10 protein-coding genes and 1 riboswitch are annotated in these 14,765 nt (G+C 36.0%); of the genes, 4 read left to right on the forward strand and 6 right to left on the reverse strand.

The window, feature by feature from the left end; genetic code table 11:
* Positions 1-61: 61 nt before the first annotated feature.
* From JJL45_RS03100 to JJL45_RS03125, 6 genes are all read right to left on the reverse strand, one after another.
* Positions 62-664, reverse strand: coding sequence for a thiamine phosphate synthase (locus JJL45_RS03100; protein WP_068604994.1), 603 nt, complete (start codon positions 662-664; stop codon positions 62-64).
* 109 nt (positions 665-773) lie between these two features.
* Complete coding sequence (gene thiC, locus JJL45_RS03105) at positions 774-2,633, reverse strand: phosphomethylpyrimidine synthase ThiC (protein WP_068604992.1); 1,860 nt, start codon at positions 2,631-2,633, stop codon at positions 774-776.
* A gap of 103 nt (positions 2,634-2,736) precedes the next feature.
* Complete coding sequence (thiS, locus tag JJL45_RS03110) at positions 2,737-2,940, reverse strand: sulfur carrier protein ThiS (RefSeq protein WP_102997157.1); 204 nt, start codon at positions 2,938-2,940, stop codon at positions 2,737-2,739.
* A gap of 112 nt (positions 2,941-3,052) precedes the next feature.
* A riboswitch (TPP riboswitch) is annotated at positions 3,053-3,147 on the reverse strand.
* A 225-nt stretch (positions 3,148-3,372) separates the two neighbouring features.
* Positions 3,373-5,244, reverse strand: coding sequence for a M1 family metallopeptidase (locus JJL45_RS03115; protein ID WP_068604991.1), 1,872 nt, complete (start codon positions 5,242-5,244; stop codon positions 3,373-3,375).
* Between the two features lie 141 nt (positions 5,245-5,385).
* Entirely contained in the window at positions 5,386-6,996 is a 1,611-nt protein-coding gene (locus JJL45_RS03120) for a S8 family peptidase (RefSeq protein WP_068604990.1), read from the reverse strand.
* Positions 6,997-7,027: 31 nt separating this feature from the next.
* Positions 7,028-7,891 carry an MBL fold metallo-hydrolase gene (locus JJL45_RS03125; RefSeq protein WP_068604989.1) on the reverse strand — a complete coding sequence of 288 codons (864 nt, stop codon included), beginning with the start codon at positions 7,889-7,891 and terminating at the stop codon, positions 7,028-7,030.
* Positions 7,892-8,307: 416 nt separating this feature from the next.
* Here JJL45_RS03125 and JJL45_RS03130 point away from each other — a divergent pair, with 416 nt between their 5' ends.
* From JJL45_RS03130 to JJL45_RS03145, 4 genes are all read left to right on the forward strand, one after another.
* Complete coding sequence (locus JJL45_RS03130) at positions 8,308-8,679, forward strand: hypothetical protein (protein ID WP_202664245.1); 372 nt, start codon at positions 8,308-8,310, stop codon at positions 8,677-8,679.
* Between the two features lie 146 nt (positions 8,680-8,825).
* Positions 8,826-11,177: a TonB-dependent receptor domain-containing protein gene (locus JJL45_RS03135; RefSeq protein ID WP_068605111.1), complete on the forward strand. Its 2,352-nt coding sequence runs from the start codon at positions 8,826-8,828 to the stop codon at positions 11,175-11,177.
* 13 nt (positions 11,178-11,190) lie between these two features.
* The gene (locus tag JJL45_RS03140) at positions 11,191-12,435 is read left to right on the forward strand and encodes a PepSY-associated TM helix domain-containing protein (RefSeq protein ID WP_068605110.1); all 1,245 of its coding nucleotides are present in this window, start codon (positions 11,191-11,193) and stop codon (positions 12,433-12,435) included.
* 189 nt (positions 12,436-12,624) lie between these two features.
* Positions 12,625-14,472, forward strand: coding sequence for a cation:proton antiporter (locus JJL45_RS03145; protein WP_068604987.1), 1,848 nt, complete (start codon positions 12,625-12,627; stop codon positions 14,470-14,472).
* Positions 14,473-14,765 lie beyond the last annotated feature (293 nt).

The following is a 14,765-nucleotide window of genomic DNA, read 5'->3' on the forward strand; positions in this document are numbered from 1 at the left end:
CGAAAATACGTGATTTTTTTAACATAAAATTCCTGCTTATTAATTTTCTTGATTTTGCAAGTTATTGATTACCATTTGGGTATTTTAAATGATACAAGGTTTTAAAACTTTTAATAGGATCTTGACTTTGCCAAATACCTCCTAAAACACCTACGCCTTTAAAACCTAATCCTTCAAATTCGTTTATGTTTTTTGCCGTGACGCCACCCATACCTACGATAGTTTTATCGATGTGATTGACATCAAATTTTCGGCCTTCATATCCTGGTTTTGATATGGAGGAAAATACAGGACTTAATAAATGATAATCGAATTCGAAATAACAATTTTCTAGTTCTTTAGGATCATGAAAGGAAGCACTAATTGTTTTTCCAAACATATTTAAATTTTTAAAGTACTGCCCTGGATTATCGATATGATCCCTTCTTTTTTGTTCCTGAAAATGAATCCCCTTTAGTTCAAATGCATTAACCAACTCATGAAAATGATGCACGACTACCCTGTTGTGATATTTTTTATCAATTTGATTTAAGTAGTTCACGTATTGCTCGTAAGTTTTACTCGGTTTTCTTAAATGATAATATTGTAATCCTTCTTGAAATAGCTGATGTAGTATTTCAATTTCGTTTGGAATATCATTTTCTGGAGCTATAACGACTATCATGTTTTCGAGTTAGGGATTGAAGCGGCATCCTTTTGCTTTTTCGCAAAAGATATAGCGGAAAGCCCGACCACGCTTTTTTTTTCAAAAGCGTGGGAACTTCCTAATATTATTAAAGATAAACCTCTGAACCTTTTTCTTTAAATTCTTGAGACTTCTCTTCCATGCCTTTTTGGATCACTTCGTTATCGACAATATCATTTTCGGCAGCGAAATCGCGCACCTCTTGTGAAATTTTCATCGAGCAGAATTTTGGTCCGCACATCGAACAGAAATGCGCCACTTTAGCGCCATCGGCAGGCAGGGTTTCATCGTGATATTCCAAAGCACGCTCAGGGTCTAAACCTAAGTTAAATTGGTCTTCCCAACGGAACTCAAAACGCGCCATACTTAAAGCGTTATCACGGTGTTGTGCGCCTGGATGTCCTTTGGCTAAATCGGCAGCATGGGCCGCTAATTTATAAGTTACCACACCAACACGAACGTCTTCTTTATTTGGTAAACCTAAGTGTTCTTTTGGCGTTACATAACATAACATCGCGCAACCAAACCAACCAATCATGGCAGCTCCAATACCGGAAGTGATGTGATCGTAACCTGGGGCAATATCGGTAGTTAAAGGGCCTAAGGTGTAAAAAGGCGCTTCGTCGCAAACTTCAATTTGCTTTTCCATGTTTTCCTTAATCTTGTGCATTGGTACGTGACCTGGACCTTCAATAAAGCACTGAACTTCGTGCTTACGTGCAATTTGTGTAAGCTCACCCAGCGTTTCTAATTCGGCAAATTGCGCTTCATCATTGGCATCGGCAATCGATCCTGGACGTAAACCATCGCCTAAAGAAAAGGCTACATCGTAAGATTTTAAAATTTCGCAAATTTCCTCAAAATGGGTGTATAAGAAACTTTCTTTATGATGTGCTAAACACCATTTAGCCATGATGGAACCACCACGAGATACGATACCAGTTACACGATTGGCGGTCATTGGTACATAACGTAACAATACCCCAGCGTGGATGGTGAAATAATCGACACCTTGCTCGGCTTGTTCTATTAAGGTATCACGGAAAATTTCCCAAGTTAAATCTTCGGCAACGCCATTTACTTTTTCTAAAGCTTGGTAAATAGGCACGGTACCAACTGGAACTGGTGAGTTACGCACAATCCACTCACGGGTTTCATGAATGTTTTGTCCGGTTGATAAATCCATGATATTATCGGCTCCCCAACGGCAAGCCCAAACGGCCTTTTCTACCTCTTCTTCAATAGATGAGGTGGTTGCTGAGTTTCCAATATTGGCGTTTATTTTTACTAAGAAGTTACGACCTAAAATCATAGGCTCAGCTTCTGGGTGATTGATGTTTGAAGGTATAACGGCACGGCCTCTAGCAACTTCCGAACGTACAAATTCTGGTGTAATTTTTTCTGGAATAGCCGCTCCAAAGTGTTCTCCTTTGTGCTGCTTTCTTATTTCGGTCATTTCATCGATACGCTGGTTTTCACGAATCGCGATATATTCCATTTCTGGCGTGATGATTCCCTTTTTAGCATAGTGTAACTGCGTCACATTTTTACCTTTTTTGGCACGTTTTGGTTTGTGTTTTAAATCAAAACGCATGTGGTCTAAACTTTTGTCGTTTAAACGCTCGTTACAATATTTAGAAGTAAAAGCATCTAATTCTTCCACATCGCCACGGTCTAAAATCCACTGTTCTCTAATACGTTCGATACCGTTATGAACGTTAATTTCTTTGTTCGGATCGGTGTATGGACCAGAAGTATCGTAAACCGTTACTGGTTCGTTAGGCGTTTTCTTTTTGGTCATCGAATCGGTGGTATCGCTTAAAGAAATTTCACGCATCGCTACTTTAATTTGCGGATGAATTTTACCTGATACATAAATCTTTTTCGAATTTGGAAAAGGCTTTCTTGTAATTTGACCTTCTTTTGGAGCAGTGTCTTTGTTTTTCATTGTTATTTTGTTTTCCTCCTAAGCCCGAAGGGCAAATAAAGAGTGGTTATTTTTAATATGATTTTAAAGCGTTTTAGTTTCCCTTTTTAGGAATAAAGGGTATTTACCCGCCCTGTGTAGCCTGTATAATGAGAATATTATCGTTTTCGGAAAAATTTTGCGAAGCCCAAGAATCCCGTGAAATAATGGCGCTGTTTATGGCAACCGCGATACCATTTTGCGACGTGTTTAATTTTTCTAGTAATTGAAGAATATTGAAGTCTTTAGCAACCTCTAAAATTTTCTCGTTAACCCGTATTTTAATCATAAACAGAATATTTAAATATGCTGTAAATTTTGAAGGGTCGAGAAAAATGGGCTTTGAAAATAAAGTGCGCATGTTGGCACTAAAATGAAAAGGTTTGTAAACACATATGGCCATGTGCTTTTCAACTTTTCCCTTCGGCGGTACTAACCGCATCAGGTTCAAAGGGTTTTTCTCAGTTCGATTTAACGAACACCCCTAAAGTTTACTTTGCGAAGATATTAAAAAAATGAATAGGGTTTAAAAGGTAGGTCTGTTTCTTTTTTGGTTGTGTGTGTTCAAAAGAGTTATTACACAGTGTTTTTTTAGTGTTTCACAGAGATACACAGAGATACACAGAGATACACAGAGATACACAAATGTATATTCAGTTTGTAAAAATAAAAAGCCCTCTTGAATTAACAAAAGGGCTTTTAAAATTTGGATAAATTATTATTAACGCTTGTTATTTTCTCTGTCGATATCAGCCATCATTTGTTTTGGGTCGATGGTAACACTTTTTACGGTTTTAGGTGTTTTAAAACTGTAAGTTGGATAGGCCCAAGCCCAATCATTTAATGTCGTTGCAGTGGTTGGTTTTTCACCACGCATCATTTGTAATGGAATGTAAAAATCTTGAGTAGTCCCGTCGGTGTAAGTTACGCTTACATCTATAGGCATAGGCATTAAACCAATACGTTCTAAAGTGATGGTGTTGCCTTCCACAGATTTAACACCGTAATCTATAGTGTTTGTAGTACCTGTCCAATCGGTGAGATACCATTCCAATTCTAATCCTGAAACTTTTTCAGCAATGCGAATAAAATCAACGCGATTGGGGTGTTTAAATGCCCAATTGTTAAAGTATTCTTTTATGGTGGTTTCTAAGTTTTCTTGTCCGATGATATAAGCCAATTGATTTAAAAAGATATATCCTTTATAATATGCAGAAATGGAAGAAGAACGGTTGAGGTGAAAACGATCGGCCTGAGTCGTTAGAGGTTGCTCTGTTCCAGACTTCACATAATAAGTGTACACATCGTAGGTTTGTTTGGTAGATTTTTCGAATGAAATACCATTTATTTTATCTTCTGCCCATTTACCAAAATACTGGGTGAACCCTTCGTCCATCCAATAGTTTGTTAATTCGTTAGTGGCTAATAAAAACTGAAACCATGAGTGCGCCATTTCATGAGCTGTAACACCAAATAAACCTTCAAAATTACCTTCTCCAAGAATTAGAGTACACATAGCGTATTCCATTCCGCCATCGCCACCCTGAATGATAGAGTATTGATCGTAAGGATATTTACCAATATGGTCACTATAAAACTGCATAAGTTCCACTGATTTTGGCTGAAGATTCTTCCAGTTTTCTAATTTATCCTTTGGCATATTACTTTTATATAAAAAGTGTAGTAAAGGACCATTAGGCACTTGCATGGTATCATGCTTGTATTCTGGATCGGCTGCCCAAGTAAAATCGTGTACATTTGGCGCTTTAAAATGCCAAGTTAATTTATCGGAATTTGGTCGCTTAACAGTTCCGGTTTCGTAACCATAACCTACTTCATTCGGATTTTGTAAATAACCCGTACCACCAACCACATAATTTTTATCAATATGAAGGGCCACATCAAAATCGCCCCAAACACCATAGAATTCACGTCCTATGTAGGGGTCGGCATGCCATCCTTCATAATCATATTCGGCTAACTTAGGGTACCATTGTGTCATGGATAGGGCGACACCTTCCTTGTTATTTCGTCCTGAACGACGAATTTGAACAGGAACTTGAGCATCAAAAACCATATCGAAAGTGACACTTTCACCTGGTTGAATAGGTTTAGCGAGTTGTACTTCTAAAACAGTACCAACGGTTTCATGTTCAATTGTAGTACCGTTTTGTTTAAGTGAATTAACCTTAATGTAACCTATTTCATTAGGTTTTAATTTACCAATACGATCTTTAACTCTGCCATCGGCATCGGGGATGTTTTGTGAACGTACATCCATTTCGCTACCTGGCTGAAAAGCGTTAGGGTATAAGTGATAAAACACTTTGTTTAAAACGTCGGGTGAATTGTTGGTGTACACCAACTTTTGCGTCCCTTTGTATTGATAGGTGTTTACATCCATATCAATATCCATTGTGTAATCGACATGTTGTTGCCAATACGAAGTTAATCGTGGACCATTTACTTTTGATGGTTTTAATGGCGCTTGTTTTGAAGCTGTTTTTGCGGGTTGTACTGCTTCTGTTTGCTGTGTAGATTTACACGAAACGAAGCATGCTACACAAAAAACAGTGAGAAGAAAGCGATTCATAAGGAGTAGAATAAAAAAATTAATTTGATTAATATAAATAAAAATGCCTGTGGATTATAATCGACGTGTTATTAAAATTAGAACAGCATTCGATTATGTTCAACAGGCATCATTAATATTTATTTTGTGTTACTACAATAATTACTTAGCAGCAGACATTTGAGCAGCCATAATTAAAGCATTATAAGCATTAACCATTCTACCAGATTTACTTAAATCTGAAAAAGGTCTAACATCTGAAGTGTCACCTCCAACAATAACTTTTCTGTTGATGGCTAAACCAGAATCTAAAATAATTTGTTTTACTTCAGAAGCAGATAAATTCGGGTAGTAAGAGCGTATCAAAGCAGCTACTCCAGCTACTGCAGGGGCAGCCATAGAAGTTCCTCCTTTAGTATCGTATTCGTTTTCTGGAGTAGTTGAGTAAACACTAGCACCAGGAGCGAAAACGTCAACATTTTGCTTACCGTAATTTGAAAAACCAGCAACCATTTTAGAACCGTAAGAAGGCGCTAAGGCACCAACTCTAATATAAGTATCTGAAATTTCTTTACCGTTTACATTATCATCTGGGAAGTTAGGTTCTGTATCAACATCTTTACTATCATTTCCAGCGGCATGAACAAATATAACATCGTTTTTAGCAGCGTAAGCAATGGCTTCTCTCACGATATCGGCATGAGGAGAAAAGCTTTTTCCAAAACTTCCGTTAATAACTTTGGCACCGTTATCTACAGCATAACGAATAGATAAAGCGACATCTTTATCATATTCATCACCGTTTGGTACCACTCTTACACTCATAAGTTCCACATTGTTAGCAACACCATTTGCGCCTTTACCGTTATTACGGCCAGCAGCAATAATTCCGGCTACGTGCGTACCGTGGCTTTCAGATTTCTTTACAGGTTTTACATTGGCATCACCGTAATACTTGGTAGAAAAATCGTCAGGATCATCACCATTTACACGACCATGAAAATCTTTATTTAAGTTGTAGTTTAGTCTTTCATTAATGCTTTCAATAGCACCTTTCATTTCTTTTTCGGCGATATCTAAAGACTCTAATCCGTTTCCATACATTCCCATAGCTATTTGTTTAGCTTGCGATAATGTCTCGTCACTAGTAACTAAGTTTTTAACCTCATCTTTGGTGTAATCATCTTTTCCAAAATGGGCTTTTAAAGCGGCATTAGCATTAGAAACCAATTGTAAATATTGGTCGTATTGTTTTTTTCTCGTTTCCCAAGTAGGGTATTCTTTTTCGTATTCAGCTTCAGCTCTAGCGTAATCAGGATCGTTTTTATCGCCTTTTACCAGAATTCTTACAAACTCTAATTGCTCATCGTAACCTTTTCCTAAGAAATTCCAACCATGAACATCATCGACATAACCATTTTTATCGTCGTCGATGCCATTGCCAGGAATTTCATCTTCATTGGTCCAAAGAATTTCATTTAAATCTTCATGGTCGATATCAATTCCAGAATCGATAACCGCTACGATGACTTTTTTACCTTTTTTATTTTTAATTAATTCCGCGTAAGCGCGATCTACACTCATTCCAGGAATGGTATCTTTAACAAGATCTAAATGTCCCCAATTATGAGCTTCGGCTTCGGTAAGTTCTGAAACTTTTAAAGGTGAAGAATCTATATTTTCAGGGGGTGTAGAAACAATACTTGATCCGCCACAGCCAGAAAGTAATACAGCTGCAAAGGCTGAAGTTGCTATTGTTTTAATGGTTTTCATAGTTACCTTTTTTATTAATTGTGTTATGATGTTAATTGTTAATTATTTGTTTTGTGGTAAAGGTGTCTTTTAATCGCACACCTTTTTCGGTATGTTGTACGGTTATAATTTCGTTATGCGCATCGTGCTCTAAAAACAGATAAAGGTTTTTATCGGCAGCCATGTTTAGAAATTTTTCTTTTTCATCCATGGTAAGCAAAGGTCTGGTGTCGTAGCCCATAACGTAGGGTAGCGGTAAATGCCCTACGGTAGGCAAAAGATCGGCCATAAACGCAATGGTTTTATCCTGATATGTTATCATAGGAATCATTTGCTTATCGGTGTGCCCATTGGCAAAAAAGATATCGAAACCTAGTGCTGAATTTTTAAGGAAATCATTTTCAGGGAGTGCGGTAAATTTTAGTTGTCCGCTTTCTTCCATAGGCAGGATGTTTTCCTTTAAGAAAGAGGCTTTTTCGCGGCGATTGGGCTGTGTTGCCCATTGCCAATGATCTTTATTAGTCCAAAAATGAGCGTTTTTAAAGGCTGGTTCATAGCCTGTTTTATCTTTATTCCACTGGATACTGCCTCCGCAATGGTCGAAATGTAAATGTGTTAAAAAAATATCGGTAACATCGTCGCGATGAAATCCGTATTGCTTTAAGGAGCTATCTAAACTAAAATCGCCCCACATGTAGTAATAACCAAAAAATTTATCTGATTGTTTATTTCCCATGCCGTTATCAATTAATATCAAGCGGTCACCGTCTTCTATAAGTAGACATCTTGCCGATAAATCAATCATATTGTTAGCATCAGAAGGATTGGTACGTTGCCAAATGGACTTCGGAACAACGCCAAACATGGCGCCTCCATCCAGTTTAAAATTGCCCGTATTTATTGGATATAAGGTCATAAGTGAACAAAACTAACAAATCTATTAACAAAGTGTTTAAATGTTAAGAATTTATTAAGATTAAAATAGCCTCAAAGTGGAATTATACTTTCAATTTTCATGAATCTAACTAATAATAGATTCTAAAATTGATCACAATTCATTTTGGGGTTAAATAATGCTGTTTAGTTTTTCCTTTAATTACAAAATAAAGAAGCCTTCATGTATGCCATCGTAAATTAAAGCTAGGCATACGAATCTTAGATTAAATTTTTCTATTCTAAACATAGGTCTCAGGTATCTGATAAAAATTAGGGATTCACAGAAAAATTCGGTAAAACGTAATTCGTTTTATAAAATTTAATTTTTATAAAATTAATACTTAAGTAAGATTTTTTTGATTTATTTTTGGCTTCCTTAAAACGGTTTCATTTTAAGTGAAGGTATATTTATCATATTTATTATTTTTTGTATTGGCTTTACGACCTATTTATAATATGGGTTGTGTTGCGTATTACGAATTAAATATCGATTATATTATTGAAACTTATTGTGTTAATAAGGAAAATCCAGAATTTAAATGTAACGGTAAGTGTCACTTAGCCACGCAGTTGGCAGCAAACTCGAATCCTCAAGACGAGAATTCATATTTAAGCTTTTTGTTTGAAACCTTTATTCCTGTTTACTTCCAAGAAGCACAACCCATTACTTTTTATAAAAATAATGCTAACCGCATAAACTACTGGCATTATAAAACTTCTCATAATGCTGTTTTTAGAGATCAACCCGACCTTCCTCCACAAGTTTAATCGTCTTTTTTAACGAACCACATTTTTTAATAACCTATTAAACTAGGTTGTTATGGCTATACATTAAACTTTTATCCGGCTGTGTTTCACACCTGCGTACTTAAATAAGCATGGGTGAAAATGGCACATCTAAAATTAAAAAACAGATGAAACATTTATTAATGCTTGCTATAGTTTTAGCAAGTCTATCTGCGTACGCTCAAAACACGTATGCAGGAAAAATTGTTGATGCAAATAATCAACCTTTAACAGGAGCAACTATTCAATCAAAAACAAATACCAACCTTGCGGTTATTTCAGATGGTAGCGGCGATTTCACCATAAATCTTAACAATGATCCTACGGTTATTGTAAAATTCATGGGGTTTTTAACTGTAACCAAAACGCTTTCAGAAGCTAAAAATATAATTACACTTACCGAAAACGATGAACTTTTAGACGAAGTCGTTATTTCGGCAAGTAGAGAAAAGCAGCAAAGAAAGGAAGTACCGGCATCTATTTCGGTTATTTCTTCGCAAGATATAGCCGAATCTAAAGCTTTTGGCATCGACCAATTGGTAAACGATGTGCCTGGGGTTAATATGTCTACGTCTAGAATGTCTGGCAACGAGCAGCATTTAATGTCGGTGCGTTCGCCAATTTCCACAAGATCCTTGTTTTTGTATGTTGAAGACGGTTTACCCATTCGACCAACGGCGGTTTTTAATCATAACGCCTTATTGGAAATGAACGATGTAGCTTTTGATAGAATTGAGGTTTTAAAAGGGCCTGCATCGAGTATTTACGGTAGTGAAGCTATTGGTGGAAGTTTTAACTTTTTAACTAAAAACCCGACGCAAGATTTTACGGGCGATGTTGGTTTTCAAATTAACGATATGGGCTTAACCCGTTATAATTTGGAGTTGGCTAAATATGCCAATGACGATGTGGGTTTTTATTTGGGAACACAATATATTCAACGAAAAGACGGACCAATACAGCACAGCGATTATGAAAAATTTGCCTTAACCTTTAAAAATGTAAATCATCTTTCTGATAATTTAAACTGGACGAATGTGTTTGATGTGGTCGATTATCGATCGGATATGTCGGGGTCTTTAAGCGAATCCGATTATTCGGGGGGCAACTACGAAAGCGATCAAAATTTTACCGAGCGTGTGGTTTTTGCTTTTCGCTTCAGAAGCACGTTGGATAAACAATGGAATGCTAAAAATAAAACAGCATTTAATTTCATATATAGAAAAAATGAAACCAGCCAAAATCCGTCGTATCGTATTACACAATTCCGTGAAAACGGTCAATTAACAGGCTTAGGTGTTGGCGAGGTTAATAGTAATTATTTTAACAGTTATGTGGGTTTATTACAGCATAAAATGGATTTCAATTTTGCGAATTCGTCATTAATTTTTGGCGCTTCCGCGGATTTTTCTCCGCAACATTATCAAGCTGAAACCATTGCAGTTAGAGTAGATGTTAACACAGGACAAAACATAGATTTTACCTTAAATTCTGGTGATTATATTCTGAATTATGATGCTGATATACTGAACTATGCTGGTTATTTTCAATATGAAATTAATCCGTTAGAAAAACTAAAATTAACAGCCGCTTTACGTTATGATGGGTTTAATTACAGCTATAATAATTTAGTTGATACTATTGCAGGACCTCAAGATTCTAAAAACAATTATAAAAACCTATCGCCTAAAATTGGAGCCAATTATAACCTATCTAGAAATTTAGGTTTGTATGCCAATTATTCAAACGGATTTACACCACCGCAAACATCATCCTTATACCGAAATAGCCTTGTTGGCGTTGGAGGCGTGGTATTCGATTTAAAACCTAGCGCTTATAATAATTACGAATTAGGAACCTATTTTAGTATCTCTAATAAATTAAAAGTTGATATGGCTTTATATCTATTAGACGGTAGAAATACACTAGTTACAAACACGACCGATACCGGCGAATTTTTTAATGCTAATGCAGGAAAAACGAGTTCTTACGGATTAGAATACGGACTTAATTACACGCCAATTAACAGTTTAACCTTTAGTTTTAATGGAAGTTTCGCCAAGCATAAATATGTGCGTTTTTATGATAGATCTGGAAATTCTTTAATCGATTATTCTGGAACCGATAGGCAATCGGCACCAAGCTTTATTGGAACTAATAAAATAATCTATAAACCTCATTTTATTAAAGGTTTAACGCTAACGGCAACTCAAGAGTTGGTTAGTAAGTACAACACAAGTTACGAGAACCAAATCGATAACGGCGATGGTACTTTTAGTACCACAACCTACGGTGGCCATGATATTATTGATGTGCTTATCGCTTACAGATATAAGAATTTTGAAATTTGGGGACATGTCTTAAATGTTTTTGACGATTTATACGCAACCTATGCCAGCTACAATAGGTATGCAAACCAAAACAGTTATACCATTGGTAATCCAAGAGCCTTTCATTTAGGTGTTAATTACAATTTTTAATAAAACAGCAACTATGAAAAACAGAAAATTAAATCAATGGCTTTGGAAATGGCATTTTATTGCTGGAATAATAGCCCTACCATTTGTAATCTTATTAGCTGTTACAGGCGGGATTTATTTGTTTAAAGATAATTATGATGCATCTAAACAGGCCACTATAAAAACCGTTCAGGTTGAAGGTGAAGCCATACCGTTTCAAGAACAATGGCAATTGGCAAAAGGAGCCTTGCACAAAGCTCCAAATTCCATGGTAATTCCCACGGAAGCTACGCAGGCTACCGAGTTTTCATCTGGCATGTTTTCTCATAAAAACAACGCTTATGTGAATCCGTATAAAGGTGTGGTAACTGGGAATATTAGTCCGAAAGATTCCGATATGCATACCGTTAGAAAACTGCATGGCGAGCTGCTTTTAGGGAAATTCGGAACTAAAATAGTCGAGCTTATTGCCAGCTGGATGTTTGTTTTAATTATTACAGGCATCTACGTGTTTTGGCCTACTAAAAAAGAAGGTATTAAAGGCTTTTTTAGAATTCGTTTAAACCACGGAAAACGTACACTTTTTAGAGATTTACACACGGTTTTAGGCTTTTGGATTTCTATTTTATTATTAATGACGTTAGCTGGAGGCATGCCATGGACCGATGTTTTTGGAGGAAATTTCAAGTCGTTACAAGATGCTACCCATACAGGGTTTCCAAAAACCTGGGATGCTAGAGCTTTAAAATCTGATGTAAAAGGGGAACCCATTTCATTAGATAAAATGGTAGCGTTAGCCAAGTCTATGGACTTAAAAGGCGAGGTAAGCATTGGTTTGCCTAGTAGCCCAAAAGGTGTTTATAGCATTTATAATTCGACTTTCGATTTAGGGGCTCAAAAACGTTTTCACTTAGATCAATATTCGGGCGAACAATTGGTTAATCATAACTGGGAAGATGTTGGCGTTTTAATGCGCGGGCGTATGTGGTTTATGGCCTTTCACCAAGGACAGTTCGGACTCTGGAACTGGGTTTTAATGCTTTGTGTCGCGCTATTATTGACCTTTGTTGCCATTGCCGCTTTAGTGTCGTATTTAAAACGTAAAGAAACAGGCAAATGGGGCATCCCAAAAGTGTCTGCTAAATTTAATGTTGGTTATGGAATTGTGGCGCTCATTGTATTATTAGGGGGTATTCTTCCGTTATTCGGATTGAGTGTTATTGCGATAATAGTTGTGGAGTTTTTAAGGAAGAAAAAAACACAAAACAAGCTGGCTTAAAACCATAATAGATTCCAAGTAATTTATGTTTATGGTTTGGTTAAAATGCAACACCATTTCCAATGCTTTGTTGGGTTTTAGTGTCAAAAAGAGGTTAAATTAGTTGTTTAAGATGAAAGATAGTATTGTTTAAAACCTTTAAACCATCGGATTTACTTAAATTAGTGCCTTCAAACCGATTTTTAAAGTATGTTAGAACTCGCTGGAATTATAATTTTAGGCATATTGGCTCAATGGGTAGCTTGGAAATTTAAAATCCCTGCCATTTTACCTCTAATCCTGATAGGCTTGTTGGTGGGTCCCATAGCTGCAGAGTTTATTACAGCCGATGGTTCCAAATGGATTGAACCTGTTTGGAATGGTAAAAAGGGCTTTTTCCCTGGAGATGGTCTTTATTATTTTGTATCCTTAGCTATTAGTATTATTCTTTTTGAAGGTGGTTTAACGCTTAAACGCGCCGAGATTAAAAACGTAGGCCCGGTTATTACAAAGTTGATAACCGTAGGTGCAACCATTACTTTTATAGGTTCTGGTATACTTGCTCATGAAGTTTTTGGTTTAAGTTGGGAATTATCTTTCCTTTTTGCAGGTTTAATTATTGTTACAGGACCTACGGTAATAACGCCTATTTTAAGAAATATTCCCCTTAAAAAAGATGTGTCTGCCGTACTAAAGTGGGAGGGTATTTTAATTGATCCTATTGGTGCATTGGTTGCCGTTTTGGTTTTTGAATTTATTAGTGTTGAAGGCCATGTAGGATTCACAAAAATGGCCTTAATTGAATTTGGTAAAATTATTTTATTTGGTACTACCTTCGGATTTACCTTCGCACACGCCTTAGCCTTTTTGATTAATAAAAAAATGATTCCGCATTATTTGCTTAATGTGGTGTCTTTATCCACCGTATTGCTGGTGTTTGTAGAATCGGAACTATTTGCTCACGAATCGGGGTTATTAGCTGTGGTGGTTATGGGTATGGTTTTAGGAAACGGAAAGCTTAAAAATCTTAAAGAATTGCTTTATTTCAAAGAATCCTTAAGTGTTTTATTGATTTCTATCTTATTTATTTTATTAGCAGCCAATATTAATTATCAGGATTTGATGTTACTCTACAATTGGAAAACACTCGTGTTATTCTTGTGCATTGTTTTTGTAATACGACCATTAGCCGTGTTTTTAAGTACGATGAATTCTAGCTTAACGATTAACGAACGATTATTTATTAGTTGGGTAGGGCCTCGAGGAATTGTAGCAGCTGGTATTGCCTCGCTTTTTGGTAGTAAGTTGATAAAGGAAGGTGTTGAAGGTGCCGAGTATATAACCCCTTTGGTATTTACCGTCGTTCTAGGAACCGTTTTACTTAACGCGACAACCGCTCGTTTATTTGCAAAACTGGTTGGTGTATTTCTTAAAAAATCTGATGGTATTTTAATTATTGGAGCATCAAAAGTATCACGTCTTTTAGGACATTATTTATACGAAAACGGTAGGCATGTCGTGCTTGTTGATAGTAATGAAAAAAACATCGAAAAGGCAAAAGAACTTGGATTGGAAGCGCTAACCTCTAATATTTATTCTGATACTTTAATGGATAATATTGAATTGAACGATGTAGGTTATTTAATGGCTTTAACGGGGAATTCCGATATCAATAAATACGCGATTAGTAAGTTTAGCAGCGATTTTGGAGAAAATGGAGCTTTCAGACTTGTAACACCTTTAGAGATGTTAGATGAGAGTGAGAATCCCAAGGAAGGTCTATTCTCTCATAAGGATGATTATAGTACCTTATATGCTTTATCACGCAGACATCCTTCTATAAATGAAATAGAATTAGAAGATAAAGAACAGTACCAAAATTTAATTAAAATTACTAATAAGGATAAAGATATGATTCCTTTATTTATCAAAGATACTGAAGGTGAATTGCATATTATTTCTTCTTATAATTTGGACATTGATACCATTGAGAAGGGCTATCAATTGGTGTATTTAGGAAAACCTTTTGATGTTGAAAAGGTGTCCACTTCTTCATAATTGTTTTTATAGAGCTGTGTAGCACATAATCCTGTTGACAAACATGCTTCTCGGTCTGATAAAAACAGCGGTTTTACAAAAGAATGTAAGGCAGACCTCTCTTCAAACTAAAAATTTTTCTAATAACAATTACGGTTATAAGTTTTGTAGTAAAGTAAAATGGAATAAACCAGGTTTTCACACTCTTTCTTTTCAGACCAAAGCATGATGTAAATTGGATGGTGTAGACTGATAAATTTTACACTTAAGAAAAACATAGAAGTTGATTTGACTAAAAAACCAATAAACATATA

Origin of the sequence: Tamlana sp. s12 (assembly GCF_016767215.1) — a bacterium.
Taxonomy (GTDB): Bacteria; Bacteroidota; Bacteroidia; order Flavobacteriales; family Flavobacteriaceae; genus Pseudotamlana; species Pseudotamlana agarivorans.

Bases quoted from the DNA above. Each gene is read 5' to 3' on its own strand.
- JJL45_RS03100 (WP_068604994.1), bottom strand. From the start codon at position 664: ATGATAGTCGTTATAGCTCCAGAAAATGATATTCCAAACGAAATTGAA.
- thiC (WP_068604992.1), bottom strand. From the start codon at position 2,633: ATGAAAAACAAAGACACTGCTCCAAAAGAAGGTCAAATTACAAGAAAG.
- thiS (WP_102997157.1), bottom strand. From the start codon at position 2,940: ATGATTAAAATACGGGTTAACGAGAAAATTTTAGAGGTTGCTAAAGAC.
- JJL45_RS03115 (WP_068604991.1), bottom strand. From the start codon at position 5,244: ATGAATCGCTTTCTTCTCACTGTTTTTTGTGTAGCATGCTTCGTTTCG.
- JJL45_RS03120 (WP_068604990.1), bottom strand. From the start codon at position 6,996: ATGAAAACCATTAAAACAATAGCAACTTCAGCCTTTGCAGCTGTATTA.
- JJL45_RS03125 (WP_068604989.1), bottom strand. From the start codon at position 7,891: ATGACCTTATATCCAATAAATACGGGCAATTTTAAACTGGATGGAGGC.
- JJL45_RS03135 (WP_068605111.1), top strand. From the start codon at position 8,826: ATGAAACATTTATTAATGCTTGCTATAGTTTTAGCAAGTCTATCTGCG.
- JJL45_RS03140 (WP_068605110.1), top strand. From the start codon at position 11,191: ATGAAAAACAGAAAATTAAATCAATGGCTTTGGAAATGGCATTTTATT.
- JJL45_RS03145 (WP_068604987.1), top strand. From the start codon at position 12,625: ATGTTAGAACTCGCTGGAATTATAATTTTAGGCATATTGGCTCAATGG.